Origin of the sequence: Rhodococcus sp. EPR-157 (genome assembly GCF_001647195.1) — a bacterium.
GTDB lineage: Bacteria > Actinomycetota > Actinomycetes > Mycobacteriales > Mycobacteriaceae > Rhodococcoides.
Window position 1 is genome coordinate 1 of the sequence record NZ_LVCV01000070.1, and the last position, 17,158, is coordinate 17,158.

At 63.4% G+C, this 17,158-nt stretch carries 14 protein-coding genes and 1 pseudogene; 8 read left to right on the plus strand and 7 right to left on the minus strand.

The genetic code is table 11. From position 1 onward, the window contains the following. Positions 1-1,523, plus strand: a 1,523-nt coding sequence (locus A2J03_RS03010; protein WP_156520167.1) for an AMP-binding protein, incomplete at its 5' end; no start/stop codon positions are given. Continuing rightward, positions 1,520-2,131: a hypothetical protein gene (locus A2J03_RS03015; RefSeq protein ID WP_068369516.1), complete on the plus strand. Its 612-nt coding sequence runs from the start codon at positions 1,520-1,522 to the stop codon at positions 2,129-2,131. The genes A2J03_RS03010 and A2J03_RS03015, both read left to right, overlap by 4 nt. Positions 2,132-2,235: 104 nt before the next feature. Here the strand turns inward: A2J03_RS03015 and surE are convergent, their stop codons facing one another. Then, positions 2,236-3,015, minus strand: a complete 780-nt coding sequence (gene surE, locus A2J03_RS03020; protein WP_068369519.1) for a 5'/3'-nucleotidase SurE — start codon at positions 3,013-3,015, stop codon at positions 2,236-2,238. A gap of 280 nt (positions 3,016-3,295) precedes the next feature. On the opposite strand from surE, the gene A2J03_RS03025 reads away from it, so the two are divergent. Genes A2J03_RS03025 through A2J03_RS03045 form a run of 5 tightly spaced genes read left to right on the plus strand, consistent with a single transcriptional unit; the run spans position 3,296 to position 8,181 of the window. Continuing rightward, complete coding sequence (locus A2J03_RS03025; protein ID WP_068369521.1) at positions 3,296-5,029, plus strand: PEP-utilizing enzyme; 1,734 nt, start codon at positions 3,296-3,298, stop codon at positions 5,027-5,029. 46 nt (positions 5,030-5,075) lie between these two features. Continuing rightward, on the plus strand, positions 5,076-6,125 hold the full coding sequence (locus A2J03_RS03030; protein WP_068369523.1) for a TIGR03857 family LLM class F420-dependent oxidoreductase: 1,050 nt from the start codon (positions 5,076-5,078) through the stop codon (positions 6,123-6,125). Continuing rightward, positions 6,122-6,478 carry a hypothetical protein gene (locus A2J03_RS03035; RefSeq protein ID WP_068369528.1) on the plus strand — a complete coding sequence of 119 codons (357 nt, stop codon included), beginning with the start codon at positions 6,122-6,124 and terminating at the stop codon, positions 6,476-6,478. Before A2J03_RS03030 ends, A2J03_RS03035 begins: the two co-directional genes overlap by 4 nt. Further along, on the plus strand, positions 6,475-7,581 hold the full coding sequence (locus A2J03_RS03040) for an aminoglycoside phosphotransferase family protein (protein ID WP_068369531.1): 1,107 nt from the start codon (positions 6,475-6,477) through the stop codon (positions 7,579-7,581). The genes A2J03_RS03035 and A2J03_RS03040 overlap by 4 nt, the downstream gene beginning before the upstream one ends. Positions 7,582-7,587: 6 nt before the next feature. Next, positions 7,588-8,181 carry a histidine phosphatase family protein gene (locus tag A2J03_RS03045; RefSeq protein ID WP_068369534.1) on the plus strand — a complete coding sequence of 198 codons (594 nt, stop codon included), beginning with the start codon at positions 7,588-7,590 and terminating at the stop codon, positions 8,179-8,181. A gap of 321 nt (positions 8,182-8,502) precedes the next feature. Here the strand turns inward: A2J03_RS03045 and A2J03_RS03050 are convergent, their stop codons facing one another. Then, a complete protein-coding gene (locus A2J03_RS03050) occupies positions 8,503-9,549 on the minus strand; it encodes a class I SAM-dependent methyltransferase (RefSeq protein ID WP_068369536.1) in 1,047 nt (348 codons plus the stop codon). A 191-nt stretch (positions 9,550-9,740) separates the two neighbouring features. On the opposite strand from A2J03_RS03050, the gene A2J03_RS03055 reads away from it, so the two are divergent. After that, positions 9,741-12,620, plus strand: coding sequence for a BTAD domain-containing putative transcriptional regulator (locus tag A2J03_RS03055; RefSeq protein ID WP_197480601.1), 2,880 nt, complete (start codon positions 9,741-9,743; stop codon positions 12,618-12,620). An 18-nt stretch (positions 12,621-12,638) separates the two neighbouring features. On the opposite strand, the gene A2J03_RS03060 is transcribed toward A2J03_RS03055, so the two are convergent. From A2J03_RS03060 to A2J03_RS03080, 5 genes and pseudogenes are all read right to left on the minus strand, one after another. Then, positions 12,639-13,763, minus strand: coding sequence for an NDMA-dependent alcohol dehydrogenase (locus A2J03_RS03060; RefSeq protein ID WP_068369538.1), 1,125 nt, complete (start codon positions 13,761-13,763; stop codon positions 12,639-12,641). 53 nt (positions 13,764-13,816) lie between these two features. Beyond that, positions 13,817-15,223 carry an aldehyde dehydrogenase family protein gene (locus tag A2J03_RS03065; RefSeq protein WP_068369539.1) on the minus strand — a complete coding sequence of 469 codons (1,407 nt, stop codon included), beginning with the start codon at positions 15,221-15,223 and terminating at the stop codon, positions 13,817-13,819. 37 nt (positions 15,224-15,260) lie between these two features. After that, on the minus strand, positions 15,261-16,064 hold the full coding sequence (locus tag A2J03_RS03070) for an HpcH/HpaI aldolase family protein (protein WP_068369541.1): 804 nt from the start codon (positions 16,062-16,064) through the stop codon (positions 15,261-15,263). Beyond that, positions 16,049-16,834, minus strand: a complete 786-nt coding sequence (gene hpaH, locus A2J03_RS03075) for a 2-oxo-hept-4-ene-1,7-dioate hydratase (protein WP_068369544.1) — start codon at positions 16,832-16,834, stop codon at positions 16,049-16,051. Before hpaH ends, A2J03_RS03070 begins: the two co-directional genes overlap by 16 nt. A 33-nt stretch (positions 16,835-16,867) precedes the next feature. Next, positions 16,868-17,158: pseudogene (locus tag A2J03_RS03080) on the minus strand (3,4-dihydroxyphenylacetate 2,3-dioxygenase); the annotation flags it as partial.

A 17,158-nucleotide genomic window follows, 5' to 3' on the forward strand; every position in this document is an offset into this window, starting at 1 on the left:
ACCCACCGAGCATTGCCCGAGATCGACCCGATGCTCTGGCCTACGTGATGGCGGCGTCGGGTGAGACGCTGACGTACGGCGAGCTGGACGCGCGGTCGAACCAGCTCGCCCACCGATGGCGCGAACACGGCGTGAGCTATGGCGAGACCGTCGTGATTGCGATGGAGAACAACATCGACTGGCCTGTTGTCGTCGCAGCGGGCATGCGGACCGGCCTCTACGTCACTCCGGTCAATTGGCATCTCCAGTCCGCGGAGCTCTCCGCGCTGATCGCGGAATCCAGGCCCGCAGTGGTCGTGACGAGCTCCGCGTTGGCCGCTACGGTGGCGGACGCGCTCGATTCCGTCGGGCATCGAGCTCTCCTGCAGTGTGTGGACCGCGGCGTCGAGGGCTTCGACTATCTTGGTGGAGCGTTGGCGGGGCGGCCGACCACCCCGGTGTCGGACGAGCAACTCGGTGCTCGGGTGTTGTTCAGCGGCGGAACCACAGGTCGTCCCAAGGCGTTCCGGCAAGCCCTGCTCGGTGTGCATCCCGAGGATGCACCGCCGCGTCACGCCGGCCTCGTCGACAAGCTCGGGATCGATGCCGACGCTGTGCTGCTCTCGCCCGCCCCGAATTATCACGCAGCGCCCTTCACCTTTCAGCTCATCACGCTCGCCGCAGGCGGGACCATCGTGTGCATGGAGAAGTTCGACGCGGAAGCAGCGCTGGCGTCCATCGAGAAGTACCGGGTGACGCATTCGCAGTGGGTGCCGACGATGCTGGTGCGGCTGCTGAACGTCGCAGACCGTGAGCGCTTCCACATGCCGTCACATCGGGTGGCCTTCACCTCCGGGGCGCCGTGCGCTGTCGACATCAAGACCGAGATCGACCGATGGTGGGGGCCGATCCTGCACGAGTACTACGGAGCTTCGGAAGGCTATGGGCACACCTACATCGCCCCCGAAGATGCGCGAACGCATCCAGGTTCAGTGGGCCGCCCACTGGGGGCGACGACAGTGCACATCACCGATGGCGAAGGAGTCGAGTTGCGCGCACACCAGGTTGGAACTGTGTGGTTCGAACCGAAAGCGGCCCAAAGCTACTCCAACACTACCGATGCGGCCGACGCGCGCGGCTGGAAGCAGATGGGCGACCTTGGATATCTCGACGAGGACGGGTTCCTTTACCTCGTCGGACGAGCGGGGTTCATGATCATCTCGGGCGGAGTCAACATCTATCCGGACGAAATCGAAGCTGTTCTCGTCTCACACCCCTACGTGCTCGACGCTGCCGTGATCGGGGTTCCCGACGCCGAGTTCGGCGAACGGGTCAAGGCCGTCGTCGAGCTGCGGGACACAGTCGAACTGGGTGACACCTCCGTACTGGAAGCCGATCTGGTCCAGTTCTGCCGTGACCGCCTGGCGCACTTCAAAGCTCCGCGCATCGTCGAGTTCACCACTCGGCTACCGCGGCTGCCCACCGGCAAATTGAACAAGCGCGCTCTTGCGGCCGAATTCGCACACACAGGAGGACAGTCATGACAACCACTGCGCAAGAATCATTTTCGATTCTGCATTCGATCCGGATCAAAGGTCTGGCGACCGATCCGGTGCTGGCAGCCATGGTCGGTCTCACGCCGGAGGAGTTGTCCGCTCGGCTCGAGCCGCTCGTCGCGGACCATCTCGTCGTGCGGAGGGAGGGTCGGATGAGTGGGACGATGCTGACGCCCGTCGGTAAGGAGACGCATGCGGAGATGCTCGCCGCGGTGCAGCCGGGACCGGCCGTCGGCGAGTTCTACGATGCCTTCCTCCCCTTGAACAGACGTTTCAAGAAGATCTGCAACGGCTGGCAGATGCGGGACGAATCGACGCCGAACGACCACACCGACGAGGCCTACGACGCCGAAGTGATCGAGGATCTAGCGGTCGTGCACGGTGAGATCGTCGAAGCGCTGACACCTTTGGGCGCCGAGGACTCACGGATGGCGCTGTACGGGCCTCGGCTGACGGCGGCGTTGGAGCGGATCAGGGGCGGCGACCGGGGCGCGTTCGCCAGGCCGATGTACGACAGCTACCACGACATCTGGATGGAATTGCACCAGGATTTGCTCATGGTCTCGGGTCGTGAGCGCGGGGAGCACGACGAGTAGGAGTGGCTTCGCCGCCTGTGGCGCCGGAGCGCCTCCGTCGCCAGTGGCGCGGTTACGTGTCCTCCCGGGCACTCAACCGCGCCACTGCGCCGGAGGCGCTCCGGCTATACGGCCGCTGTGTCCAACACATCGACAACCGTGCGCAGGGCGGAAGTAAGTGCGCTCTTGTCCGCGCCGACTGTCGTCAATGCAGTCACAGCCACCGAACCGGCCAACACCGTAGCGGCATCCGTTCCGTTGGCGAGGCCTGTCGTGTTGTCGTACCGCCGCAGTTCGACGCCACCGTCCACGCGGGTGATTTTCAGCCCCAGAAGGCTGCGCGCGCCAAGGGTGGCGACTCGCATGCCGTCGAGCTCATCGAAGTCGAGATCCGGCACGTTGACGTTGAGCGTCAGCGTGCGGGCGTCGTTGTCCTCGATCCACTGGACGACGCGGACCGCCACCTCGGCTGCGGTGTCGAATCGATGGGACGGCGGGAAACCACAACTGACGGCCATACCGCCTATACCGGCGATCTGCGCGGTGAGAACCGCTCCGACAGTGCTGGAGAACAACACCGAGCGGCCGGTGTTGTGACCTGGATTGATGCCGCTGACGACGAGTTCGGGCGGCGGACCGAACTGGCCCGCGCAGAACGCGAGGACAGCGAACGCAGGCGGACAGTCGAACGCGAACGCTTCTACGGTCGGTAGACCCGGAAGTCGGCGGGACTCCACTGCGACGACCGCGCCGTGCTCGAGTGTGCCCAGGGAGGTTCCGCTTCCGCTGCTCTCGATTCTCGGGGCGCCGATGACAACCTCGTGGCCCGCCGTGTGGAGCGCTGCTGACACAGCGAACAAGCCCGGCGCGTCGATGCCGTCGTCGTTGGTCACCAGAATGCGCATTGCAGAACCCCTTTCACGCACACCGATAGGAGGTGCGTATTGATCGTTCCCTCGATAGTGACTGAGTGTTCGCACTTTTGTCCAGCTACTTCGCAAGATCATCCTTTGTGGCTACCCGGTTCGGCCAATTGGCACGGAATCAGCCCTTGACACCGTGATCGCAGTCACATAATACTGTGAACATTCGTTCGCTAACCAATCGACGCGACGATGGCCCGCGCCAACTGCGCGCCCGAGAGGTGACAGCCTCCTCGGACCATCTCCACGAAAGAGGTACGACATGGCCGAGTGGCCGATCAACGACGCAACATCCAAGGTATTCCCGCTGTACTCGCGGGCGAATGTCGGAGAGATTTTTCCGGACCCCATCAGCCCGCTGAATTCGTCCGTCGGATTCCAACACTGCCTCGAGCCCGGGTGGCGCGACGCCTTCGTCGCCTGCGGAGTCTGGGACGCGGATCTGTACGACGAGACCGTTGCTATGAACATTCTCCCTGCGTTCGGCAGCTACCTCTACATCAACATGTCGCTCATGCGGTTGTTCGGTGTTCGTGTTCCCGGAATGTCGGCGGATGCCGTGGACCTGCAGTACTTCGGCGACATGCCGGGGATTCCCAGCTACGAGAGCGAACGCCGCGACTTCGACGAGAACCCCGAATACGAGGCCAAGGCCGGGCAGTGGCTCGGAGAGCAGGTACTCGGCGCCACCGACCTTGCGGCATACGGCGCGGACCGCATCGAGATCGAGCAGATCCGTAGCAACCGGCCGGACTTGACCACACTGTCCGATGCCGAGTTGTTCACGCGCATGACGTCGTTCGAGACCGTTCTGCGTCGGTTGTTCAAGCATCACATCGAGGCCAGCCTCAAGTCGGGCGTCGGCCTGGGGGCGATGGCTCAGTTGACCGAAGCTGTCGGCCGCCCGGAATTGGCACTGACGTTGGTCGCCGGAATCGGCAACATCGACTCGGCCGCGCCATCGATCCGAATGTGGGATCTGGGCCGTCTGGCGCGCAACCATCGGATTGCCGAGATGTTCGACGCAGGCATCGCCGACTTGTACGAACGATTGGCCGCCTCGAAGGATTCCGATGTGGTCGCCTTCACCCAGGAACTCGACTCGTTCCTCACCGACTGGGACTTTCGCGGGCCGGCCGAGTGGGAGATTCGCGCCACGACGTGGGGCGTCAACCCGGCTTTGGCGTTGGGCACCATCGACCGGATGCGTCACGTCGACGAGTCGGAGGCTCCCGCGGCGAAGACCGCCGAACGGGCCTCGCAGCGAGAGGCGGCATCGACCGTCGTACGCGAAGCACTTGCGTCCGACGAAGCAGCCTCGGCTCAGTTCGAAGCGGTCCTGAACGCAGCGGCACTCTGGATGCGTGGACGCGAACGCGGACGCACTACCGCCGCGATGCTCATCCACGAAATTCGTTTGGCAGCACTCGAACTTGGCAATCGCGGAGTTGCCGCCGGTTCGTTGGAGGAGGTCAAACACATCTTCATGCTGTTTGCCGACGAGATCGAGAGTTACCTCGCCGACCCGAAGGCACTGACTTCCACACTTGCCGAGCGCGAGAAGACGTACTTGGATCTGTTCGATCGTCAGCCTCCGTTCGTCGTCGACGGCACCGCGCCACCTATCGAAGAGTGGGCGCTGCGGGCAGATCGGCACAACACACTCCTCGCTCAGGGCGAGTCCATCGCCGGAGTTTCGGGATGCACCGGGATTGCCCGTGGCCGGGCCCGGGTTCTGCTGTCGCCCGACGATCCATCTGCACTCGACGCCGGCGACATCCTCGTTGCGCCCATCACCGACCCGTCCTGGACACCGTTGTTCGTCACGGCCGCGGCTGTCGTCGTCGATGTCGGTGCCCCGTTCTCCCACGCCGCAATCGTCAGTCGCGAGCTCGGAATCCCGTGCATCGTGTCGGCGACGGATGCAACCGTCCGCATTCCCGACGGTGCACAGATCGAAGTAGACGGGACTACTGGAACGGTCACGGTTCTCTAGAAGAGTATTTGGCCATGCACCCTCGAATCAGGCAGGGAGTCAACCGATGACCGAGGCACGCGTCGGTCGACTGGGCTTCTACACACTGGGCGGCCACGTCGAGAGCCCACGAACAATGCTCGACGAGTTGGCGGAGGCCGAGGCGATGGGGCTCGGGCAGGCTTTCATCTCCGAACGGCTCAACGTCAAGGAAGCCTGCGCGCTGTCCGGTGCAGCGGGCGCAGTCACGTCCACGATCGGCATCACCACTGCGGCAACGAACATCAACACCCGTCACCCAGCAATCACTGCGGCGTTCGGGTCGACGATGCACCGACTGACCGGTGGCCGCTTCACGCTCGGCGTGGGGCGTGGCCTCCGGCCGCAGATCGGCGCGATGGGGCTCGCGCAGACCACCACGGTTCAGCTCGAGGAGTTCGCGCGCATCATGCGGCGCCTGTGGCAAGGCGAGAAGATCCAGGGTTACGACGGCCCACTCGGGAAATTTCCGACGTTGTCCTTGGATCCGACGTTCGACGAACACATCCCACTCGCGACGACCGCGTTCGGAGACAAGACCCTCGCGATGGCAGGCCGGGCCTACGACATGGTCGTTCTGCACACGTTTTTCTCCGACGAGACCGTTGTACGGTCGGTGCAGACTGTTCGCGACGCGGCCGAACAAGCGGGCCGAGATCCGAACAGCGTGCAGGTCTGGTCCTGCTATGCCACGGTGTGCGACGAGATCGACGAGCAGACAGTTCTGAAGAAAACCGTCGGCCGCATCGCCACCTACCTGCAGGTCGACGGCGACCTCTTGGTCTCGACGAATCGTTGGGATCCAGCCAGGCTCGAAGTGTTCCGTCAGTCCGACGTCGTCCGGAATCTACCGGGATGGGCGGACGCGGTCGGTGACACAGAGACGTTCGCTGAACTGGCCAAGGTAGTTCCTACCGAGTGGTTGGATTGTGCGGCAACCGGTTCGGCGGAGCGGTGTGCGGATCTGGTACGACACCAATTCGATCTGGGTGTCGACGGCGTGATCCTGCACGGTGCTACGCCATCGGAGCTCCAGTCGACGGTGACGGCCTTCCAGAATGCGGCGGTGTCGGCATGACCGTCACCCCGGTGAATCTGGTCGAGCGGTACCTTTTCGAGCTGTACAACGACCGGCAGATCGATCTGGTGTACGAGATCTGCGGTGACCCGATGCTGCGACACGCGGCAGGCTCGGTCACTGCGCTCAGTAGGCCGCAGCAGTTCGCGCGTATTCAAGCCGATCTGACCGCACACGAACCGGAGTCCTCGGTGGTGACTCTGGTGGGTGACGAGACGTTTGCGTCGTTGACGTGGAACGCGATCCGTCGAGCAACGGGCGAGAAGCTCTGTGGGATCGAAATATTCAAGGCCGATGCCGGTGTGATCACCGACGTCTGGAATTCCGGCTACTTCGAAGGATCATGGTCATGAGCGACTGCCAGCCCCAACTTCTCGACGTCGTCGAACAGATCGACAAGTCCTGGATACAGTCAGTATTGCGCTACTCGGGAATTCCCGGTGCCGAGGTCGCGTCGATCTCAACCGCACCGATCGGTGCGGGTAACGTCAGCGATACGGTCCGAGTCGCCATCGAATATGCAACGCCGGCCGGGGATGCGCCATCATCCCTCGTCGTCAAGCTCAAGCCGAGTGACCCCGCTGTCCACGCGCACGGTCTTCGTAGCGGGGCATACCACCGTGAAATCGGCGCCTACATCGACATCTCGAATCGTCATGCGTGCCGAATCCCCCTGAAGTACTGGGTTGCCGGTGACGAAACAACCATCAATCTCGTCATGGAGGATCTGAGTACGACCACGACGGCAGGCAATCAGATCGCGGGCTGCGGCCCCGTCGAAGCCGAATCGGTCGTCGTCGAGATGGCGAGATTGCATTCCGGGTTCTTCCCGATGACGGAGGACACAGCGCCGGCATGGATGATTCGCCTCGGCGATGTATGCGAATACTGGTCGACGGCGGCGGAAGCGGGCGCGCAGGCTGCTCTGCAGCGGTTCGCGCACGACCTTCCGCCTGAGTATCTCGACGCGATCTCCGAGGCGACGGCACTGGTCCGCGACTGGCACACGCTTCCGCAACGGAGCCTGACGTTCACGCATGGCGATCCTCGGGTGGACAACGTTCTGTTCGACACGTCGGGAGGGCAACCTGCTGCGATCTTCATCGACTGGCAGGTCACCGGTCTGCGGAACCCGATGTACGACGTCGGTTACTTCATGTCGGGCAGTGTGGGGATCGAAGACAGGCGTGCGCACGAGAGTCGACTGCTGCAGCGATACATCGAGGTCTTCGCTGAGCGCGCCCCGGGATACGACCTCGCCAAAGCCACCTGCGACTACCAGATCCAGCTGCTCAGCGGTCTGTTCATCACTCTCGCTGCGATCGACGTGCTGCCGGACAACGACGTGGTGAACCGGTTGATCCTTGCGTTGCTCGAGCGGAATTGCGCAGCAGTGATCGACTGGAAGTCGGTGGCGGCTCTCCGCAATGTCACGCAGGCATTGGGCGTCGGCTGACCTCGAATGCAACTCCTTCTGATCAGACATGCTCAGCCCTTTCACGTCCATGATCCGGCGGGTGCGGACCCAGACCTGACCCCGGAAGGAAGGTCACAAGCTGCGCTGCTGGCCTCGGCGCTGAGCGGTGATCGCCACGGCCGTATCGATCGTCTTGTCAGCAGCACCATGCGCCGAGCAGTGCAGACAGCGGAGTTCGTCGAGCGCGCACTCTCGTGTGAACTGGAAACCGACCGACGTCTGGTGGAACTCGACGATGGTTGGGAAAACTACGGAATCGATATGACCGACTACCCAGTGCGGCAGTCGCTCTGGGACGAGATGAACTCCGGACGAATCGGGTCCAATACGTTCGACTTGGACGCATTCTCCGTGCGTGTCCTCGCGGCAATCGGTGACCTGACAGACGACGGGCCGAACAATACGACCGCAGTCGTCTGCCATGGAGGCGTCATCAACGCGTACCTGTCGGACGTGATCGGGACGGCGAAGGCCTTCTTCGTCGACCCGTTCTACACGTCCGTGACACGGGTTCGGGTCGATCCCGACGGGTATCGCGAGCTGCTGTCGATCAACGAAGTGGACCACCTGCGTCCCTGAACCTTCCGGCGTCGGGAGGTCGTCGTGGAGGACCACGTAGCGCACGTACCAGAACAGCATCAGTGCGCTGGTCAGCGTGTGGAACAGATGCAGGACGAGGACCGGGCCCAGTGGCAGATGGACCACGTAGAGCAGATAGACAAGGTTGCCGATGTTGGCCAGGGCGATATTGCCGGGACTGTACGACGCCACGTCTTTGGTGCGCCATGCCTTGGCCAACATCGGCAGTGTGCTGCACGCGAACACCGCGGTGGCTACCCCGCCGGCGAGGACCGGGATGTCCATGTCATTGCCTTTCGCTATGTGCGGCCCGGTCCTGTGTCAGGGCCGGACTTCGTAGACGTTGTTGAAAGCGGTCTGCGCCGCGAGCCGAAACCGGGTGAAGCCGGCGTCGGTGGTGACCTGTCGCAGTGCGGATTCGGGTGCCTGGGCGCCGAGGGAGTAACCGCCGGACTGGGACAGGGCATTCGGGACGCACAGGAATGTCGAGCCGCTGTAGTAGAGGCGCCCAACCGGGTTGAAGGTGTCCTCGACGTTTTCGGCGGTGATCGGTTCGACCAGCAGCCACGTGCCGTCGGAGTCCAGTGACTCGCGGATCCTGCGGGCAGCGCCGACGGGATCGCCCATATCGTGCAGCGCGTCGAAGGTGGTGACGAGGTCGTAGTCGCTACCCGAGAAAGCCTGTGCTGTAGCGATTTCGAAATTCACACGATCGCCGACCCCGGCGTCGTCGGCCTGCTGTCGGGCAAGCCCGATCGACTCACTGTGATAATCCACCCCGACGATCGTGCTCTTCGGGTAGGCCTGCGCCAGCAGCACCGACGTCGTTCCGAGACCGCAGCCGACGTCGGCGATTCGCGCCCCCGCCGACAGCTTCTCCGCGACACCGTCGAGTGCGGGAATCCAGTTCGGCACAAGTTCTGCGGCGTAGCCGGGCCGGTAGAACGCGTCCGTCCCGACGAACACACTGTGGTCGTGCTCGTGCCACCCGACACCGGCTCCTGTCTTGAACGACTCGGTGATCCTGTCCTCGGCCCGTAGGTAGCCCAGCACCCCGACGAAGGCCGACGAGACATTGGGCCCTGCCGTATCGGCGAGGCAAAACGCCTGCTCGTCGGTCATCGAGAATTCTCTGGTCGCGGCGTCGTACGAGATGTAGCCGCCCGCGGCCTGACCGCGCAGCCACTCGGTGAGGTAGCGGAGGTCGTAGCCGGTGTACTCGGCCAAGGCTTCGGGTGTGGCCGGCCCTTTCGCGAGCGCGCTGTAGAGCCCGAGCCGATTTCCGATGACGATCGAGCCGGCGGCGGCCGCAGCACCCAGATCGGTGACGACCTGACCGAGGAATTCCATTACTTTGTTCTCGTCCATCTGACTTCTCCTTGGTGGGTGTGTTCCGCACGGTTGCGGCAATTCATCCGGTGAACCGGCGCTCGACCGGTCACACTGAACAGCGTCGCCCGAGGTGCTGACACCCCGCTGACGTCGCCGGACACGGCGCTGACAGCGATCTCCAGTGAATCGAGACGTGCCAGCATCCCGGCCGGGCGGAAGGAGTGGAGGTGGTTGACGTTGCGGTTCGGATCGAACTGTTGGGCCCGCTGCGCCTTCTTGTCGAAGGCGAGACGATCGACGTGCCAGGACCCAAGCGCCGGGCAGTACTCGCTCTACTCGCTTTCGCGGCAGGCGAGGCGGTTCCGGTCAGCCGGTTGGTGGACGCCTTGTGGCCGTCCGAAGCGCCGGCGTCGGGACGCTCTGCCCTTCAAGCGCACGTGTCCCGGTTGCGCCGTCATCTCGGGGCGGCGGCGACGCGGTTGCAGAGCATCGGCGACGGATACCGACTCGAACTCGGGCGCGATGAGTGCGATGTCTCCGAGGCCCGGGCGTATCTCGCACAGGCGCGGAATCTCCAAGGCAGGGATCCAGTCGGCGCGCTGGCGCTGCTCGAGGGAGCGCATTCGCTGTGGCGGGGCGCGCAGCTCACCGACCTGGTCGACATCGCCGATATCGCCACCGCAATCGAGGAGGGTCGGCACCTGCAGCGCGAGGTGACCGACGCGCTGATCGACTGCGCGATCGACGCGGGTCGAGCAAGTCATGTCGTGGTGATGGCGACGTCCCAGGTGGGCGCCGACCCGTTGCGCGAGCCGTCGGTTCTGTTGGCGATGCGCGCGATGGCGGCTGCCGGTGAGGCGCCGGAGGCACTGCGAATCGGCCGTGAGTTTCGGGTGAGGCTTTCCGAAGAGGAGGGTTTGGATCCTTCACCAGCGCTCGGCGCTCTCGAGCGCGAGATCGCAAGCGGAGCCACATCTGCTGCGCGGAACGCACCGGTGATGGCGAGGTCACCGGCAACTCGGTTGATCGGGCGTTCGGACCAGGTCACCGCACTGCGCCGATTGATGACAACCGAACGCCTGATCACACTCGCGGGCCCGGGGGGTGTGGGCAAAACTCGTATTGCACTCGAGCTTGCGAACACTGCCGATGCCACAATGTTGACGCTGGCGCCACTCACCGATCCTGCGGCGATTCCGCACGCGCTCGCCGCCGCTCTGAACGTCAACGTGGTTCACGGCGACGTCCTGAGCGCGTGCGCCGCCGTGCTCGGAGGGCAGGCGAGTCTCCTGGTCGTCGACAACTGCGAGCATCTTCTCGACGCCGCGCGAGATACGATTGCCGCTCTACTCGAGTCCTGCCCGAATCTGTCCGTTCTCGTCACATCCCGCGAACCCTTGGGTCTGGCAGCCGAGTACATCTGGCGTATGGCGCCTTTGACGTTGCCCCCTTCGGATCCGGACAGTGACGACCGAGAACGCCCCGTTGCACCGGCAGTCGAGCTGTTCATCGATCGCGCCCACCGAATACGACCCGAACTGGTGCTGACACAGTCACACATGCGAACGATCGGGGTGATCGTGCGCCACTTGGACGGCCTGCCCCTGGCAATCGAACTCGCTGCGGGCCGATTGTCGACGTTCTCGTTGAACGACCTCCTCGAACGGCTGGACCGTGCACTCGATCTGCTGAGTGATGGCAGACCGACACCCGATATTCGACATCGAACGCTGCGATCCACCATCGGTTGGTCGTACGAGCTGCTCGAAGTGCATGAACAACGGTTGTTTCGGTTCCTCGCGGTGTTTCCCGACGGCATCGACCTGGCCGATACCGAAGGGCTCGCAGCGGATCTGAGCTTGCCTGGTGACTCCGGCACGGCCTTGGCGCACTTGGTCGACGCATCGATGATCAATGTGGAATTCGGAAGTGCCCGGGGGACCGACACGGAAGGTGGCACCCGCTACCGGATCCTGGAGACGGTCCGCGCTTTCGGGCTCGATCGATCGGCAATCGAAGGTGAAACCGACGTGGCCGAGAATATGCTACTGCGCTGGGCATCTCGCCGTGCATCCACAATCGGTGCTGGGCTTACCACCGAGCAGGAACACACGGCCGACGCCGCCCTGCGCCGTGAAATGCCGAACCTGCGCGCCGCCTGGCGACTGGCTCGGGATCGAGGGTCACTCGATATCGCGGTCGCGATCGTCAGCTCGCTGTTCGACGCGATCGGATATCGCGACCTCATCGAAATCCGTCAATGGGCCGAAGAACTCGTCGCTGATGCCGATCTCGGCAACCATCCAGACGCCCCGGTCGCCTTCGCCGCGGCTGCCGAGGCGGTCTATCACCGTGGCGATTATCAACGCGCCGAACAATTCTCGAAGGTGGGGCTGCATCATGCATCTGATCTCCAGCAGACATGGCATTGTCTGACAACCCTGTCGGTGACTGCGCTGGCCCGCGGCGAATACGCCGACGCGATCGGCTACAGCCTGCGGGCCACGACGATCACCCCTCGACTCGCCGAACCGTTCGGAGTCGCAGCACTCGCGGCCCTGTACTCCGGTGATCTCGAGGAGGCACGACGCCTGAACGGCGAGGGGCGGGTGGGTGCCACCTGGCCCACTATGGCGTCGTGGAACTCGTATGTGGCCGGAGAAATCGAGAACTTCGCCGGAAATGTGATGCAGGCGGAGAAGCACTACCTGCGCGCGATCGACTCGGCCCGAAGATGCGGTGCCACGTTTCTGGTGGGCGTGGCCACCGTCGGCCTGCTGACGGTGCGGTCCACGTCGGGCCGGATTCATGAGGCGTTGCTCGGATACCGCGAGGTGATCGACTACTTCGCACGCACCGGCAATTGGACCCACCTGTGGGCAGCTCTCCGCAATCTCGCCGACCTGTTGAACACGCTGGGGGACGACGAAAGCTCAGCGCTTCTCCATGCGGCCGCAGACCATGCCCCGGATTCACCGGCATACGGTCCGCGTCCTGCATCGGAGCCCGCTTTGGTCGTCACCGATCGGGCGGAGTTGCTCGGCCACGCCAGGAAGGCCATCGACATCCAGATCGCGCAGGTCGAAGCGCGCGGGCGACGAGGTTGAGGACCGATCGAGGCTCGATCAGTCGAACACGATGACGCCCCGGATGTTCTTGCCTGCGTGCATGTCCTCGTACGCCTCGGCCACCTGATCGAGGGAGTACTCCTTGGTGATCAGTTCGTCGAGCTTGAGTTGTCCACGCTGGTACATGCGTGCCAGATTCGGGATATCGCGTCGGGGGTTCGCTTCGCCGAACAGCGATCCCTGCAGTCGCTTCTGCATCAAGGTGAGGTCTCCGAGCAAGATCGGGGCGCCCGCTCGAGTGATGTCGCCGAGCCCCGTGAGAACGACGGTGCCTGCTTTACGTATCGAATCGAGTGCTTGTGCAACGTGATCACCGTTGACGATGCCGATGGTGACGATCGTGGCGTCGGCTCCTTGGCCGTTGGTGAGCGAGCGTGCATACTCGGTTGCTTCTTCGATCGTTTCGAACGTGTCGGTGGCACCGAACTCCCGCGCCTTCTTCAACTTGAACGGCACCGGGTCGACGGCAATGACATTGGTGGCGCCCGCATGCGCGGCCCCCTGTAACGCGTTGGCGCCGATACCGCCGATTCCCATGACGATCACCGTGTCACCGGGACGAACGGCCGCTGAGTTCACTGCCGATCCCCACCCGGTCGGGACACCGCAACTGAGCAGAGCAGCTTGTTTGAGTGGGAGTGACTTGTCCACTTTCACCACCGAGGCGACGGACGCAGTCGTGTACTCGCTGAAAGTCGATATGCCGCACTGTTGCCCGACGGGTTCGCCGTTCAGATGCATTCGGAAGCTCGTCGGATCTTCGGCGCGCGCACCGGTCAGCAGTGACGCCCCGAGATCACACAGGTTCGACAAACCGCGAGCGCAGAATTCGCACCGACCGCACGCCGGGAGGAACGAGAACACGATGTGATCGCCGACCTCGAAGCCCGGGGTGTCGGGCCCGACTGCTTCGATGATGCCCGACCCCTCGTGCCCGCCGGCATAGGGATAGACACCGACGGGGACGTCACCCGTCGCATTGTGGTCGTCGGAGTGGCACAGTCCGGCTGCGACGAGCTTGACGGTCACTTCGTTCTGACGCGGGTCGTCGAGCTCGACCTCGACGGTCTCGTACTTCCCCGGGGCCTGACGAATGACGGATGTACGCGTGGTGATGGACATGGAGTTACCTTTCGATCGAACTGCAACAGTGTGGTTGTCTCCGGTTCCGGCGTTCAGCCGTTGATTACCTGTGGCGCCGATACTGCGGCAAGACCCTCGACTCCGAATTCGAGTCCGTACCCGGACTTCTTGACTCCACCGAACGGGATCATCGGATGAACACCGCCGTGTGAATTGATCCACACGGTTCCGGCTTGAATGCGCGCCGCCACAGCACGCGCGGCGTCGAGGTCGGCACTCCAAACAGATGCGCCGAGACCGACGTCCAGGCCATTGGCCATCTCGACTGCTTCTTCCACCGACTCGAAGCGAACGATGGGCAGCGCTGGCCCGAACTGCTCCTCGGACACCAACGGGTTCGCGTTGTCGATATTCGCAACCAGCGTCGTGGGGTAGAAGTAACCGGGGGCTTCGGCGTCGGGTGCGCCGCCGGTAAGGATCGTTGCGCCCGAACTCCTCGCCTTGTCCACCAGGTCGGCGACGATGTCGAACTGAGCCTTGTTCTGCAGCGGACCGAGTACGTTGGCTTCGTCCAGGCCGCGGCCCATCGGGGTCGTGTTCGCAACCTCGGCGAGTTCTCGGCAGACGTCGTCGTACACATCCGTGTGGACGTACAACCGCTTCAGTGCCGCGCAAGTTTGTCCGGTGTTGATGAAAGCTCCCCAGAACAATTCTTGGGCAATAGCTTTCGGATCGACGTCGGCGAGGACGATGCCGGCGTCGTTGCCGCCCAGTTCGAGGGTCAAGCGCTTGACGGTGTCCGCTGAGCTCTTGATGATCGCCTGACCGGTACGGGTGGACCCGGTGAACATCAACTTTGCGATGTCGGGATGGCTCGACAGTCGCGCACCTAGATCACCCTCGCCGGCAACGACGTTGACGACGTCCGTCGGAAGTACAGTATCGAGCACGTGCGCCAATGCCAGAACACTGAGGGGCGTGTACTCGGAGGGCTTCACGACGACGGTGTTGCCCATCCTCAGCGCGGGCGCGATCTGCCAGATCGAGATCATCATGGGCCAGTTCCACGGCCCGATCGCTCCGACCACGCCCAACGGACGGTAGTGAATCGTCGCGTGAGTCTCGCCATCGTCGATCAGAGTGCGACCTGGGAGTTCGGTTGCGGCCGTTGCTCGGAGCCAATTGGCGCAGGCGCCGACCTCGAAGCGGGCATTGGGCCCTTCGAGAGGCTTGCCCTGTTCGCGAGACAGTAGTTCTGCGAGCGGCTCGGCAGCGGCGTCGATTGCGTCGGCCGCCTGCAGAAGCAGTGCCTTGCGTTCGTCGTCGCTCCGCGATGCCCAGGCCGGTTGTGCTGCCTTGGCGCGGGCGATAGCGTCGTCGAGCACGTCGACGGAGCGAAACGGTGCCTTTCCGACGAGCTCCCCGGTCGCCGGGTCGAGAATGTCACGGCCGTCGGGTGCGGTGATCTCGGAGAGAAGGCTGTCGTACGTGATAGTCATGATCGATCCTCATGCTCGTGGGGTACGGACTTCGTACTCAATAGCTCGTGCGGGGCGTCTCGCCCGGCGAGGTGATGTAACGGCGTGCAAGGTCTTCGGAACCTCGTGCGAGCAGCGCAGCGTCTGCGCCGACCAGAACGAATTCAGCTCCGTCGCGCACGTACTCGTCCGCCTGACCGGGAACGAATGCATTGACGCCGAACGGTTTTCCTGTGGTCGCGACCTCGGCGAACGTCTCCTTCACCGCGGCCACGACATCGGGATGGTTCTGTCGACCGAGAAGTCCCATGGACGCGGCGAGATCGCTCGGTCCGACGAAGACGCCATCGATTCCGGGTGTCTCTGCGATCGCACGTGCGTTCCCGACCGCGTCGACGCTTTCGATCTGAACGAAGACCGACACGTGTTCGGCCGCGTTCTCCAAGTAGTTCTCGACTCGGTTCCACCGAGCGGAACGGGCGAGTGCGCTACCGACGCCACGGCGGCCCACCGGTGGATACTGAGCGGCTTCCGCGACATCACGAGCCTGTGCAGCAGTCGAAATCATCGGCACCAGAATGTTCTGGGCGCCGAGATCGAGCACCTGCTTGATGATCACGGTATCGGCGACCGGCACTCGCACGACGGGCGTGACGTCGTATCCCGATACTGCATAGAGCTGTGCCAGAGTCGATTCCAGGCCGTTGGGTGCGTGTTCCATGTCGATCAGAACCCAATCGAGTCCGGATCCAGCCATGATTTCCGCGGCGACGGGCGAACCAGTCGTGATCCAGCCGCCGTAAAGCGGACGACTCGATTCGCGAATGACCTCGCGGAAGGGTGGTTTCAGGCGAAGCGACACGAGATTGTTCCCATCGGTCCGTAGTCGGCAAGGACTGTGTCCCCCTTGCGCACCCACATCGGTCGCGTGAACGAGCCGGCCAGGACGATTTCGCCGGCCTCGAGACGATCACCGTGTTGTGAAAGCTTGTTCGCCAGCCACGCCACGCCGGTTGCAGGGTGGTTGAGCACCGCGGCGGCTACCCCGGATTCCTCGATCGTCTCGTTGCGGTAGAGCAGCGCCGAGATCCACCGTAGGTCGACCGCGGCCGGATCGGTCGGGTTGCCGCCGTACACCATGCCGCCCATCGCAGCGTTGTCACTGATGGTGTCGACGATCGTTCGACCGTCCATCTCGATGCGGGAGGTGAGGATCTCCAGAGCGGGAACGACGTAGTCGGTTGCTTTCATGACGTCGAACATCGTCGCTCGCGGGCCGCTGATCGATTCTCCCAGAACGAATGCGAGTTCGACCTCGATTCGTACGTTGGAGAAGCGATCGTGCTCGATGACCGACCCGTTCTCGAACATCATGTCGTCGAAGATCGCGCCGTAGTCGGGTTCGGTGATGCCGGTTGCCACCTGCATCACTTTGCTGGTCAAGCCGATCTTGCGCCCGACGAGCCTGCGTCCTGCCTCGACGCCTCGTCGTCGCCACTCGTTCTGGACTGCATACGAATCTTCGACGGTCATGTCGGGGTATCGCGCGGTCAGACGTGGAATCATCGAACGTGATCGTTCGGCTTCTGCGAGCTCATCGGCAATCGCGATGATGGTTTCTGCTGGGAGCATCGAAAGTCCTTGTCCCTGTAGGGTGCTGTCAGATCACAGCTGGTTGCCGAGCTTGTATTCGCCCTGTTTCCACTCGGGCATGGCCTCGGTGTCCTGTTTGCGGGTGTAGGAGAATCCGTCCGCGCCGATGGTCACGGCCATCTCGGAGTCGTCGGTGCGAGCGACGACCGGCTGCGGAGCGCCGTCGAGGTCGAGGACGATCGAGGCATCGGTGTACCAACTCGGGACCACAGGCGTGCCCCACCAGTCGCGGCGCTGGTTGTCGTGCACGTCCCACGTGACGACCGGGTTGTCGGGGTCACCCGTGTAGTAGTCCTGGGTGTA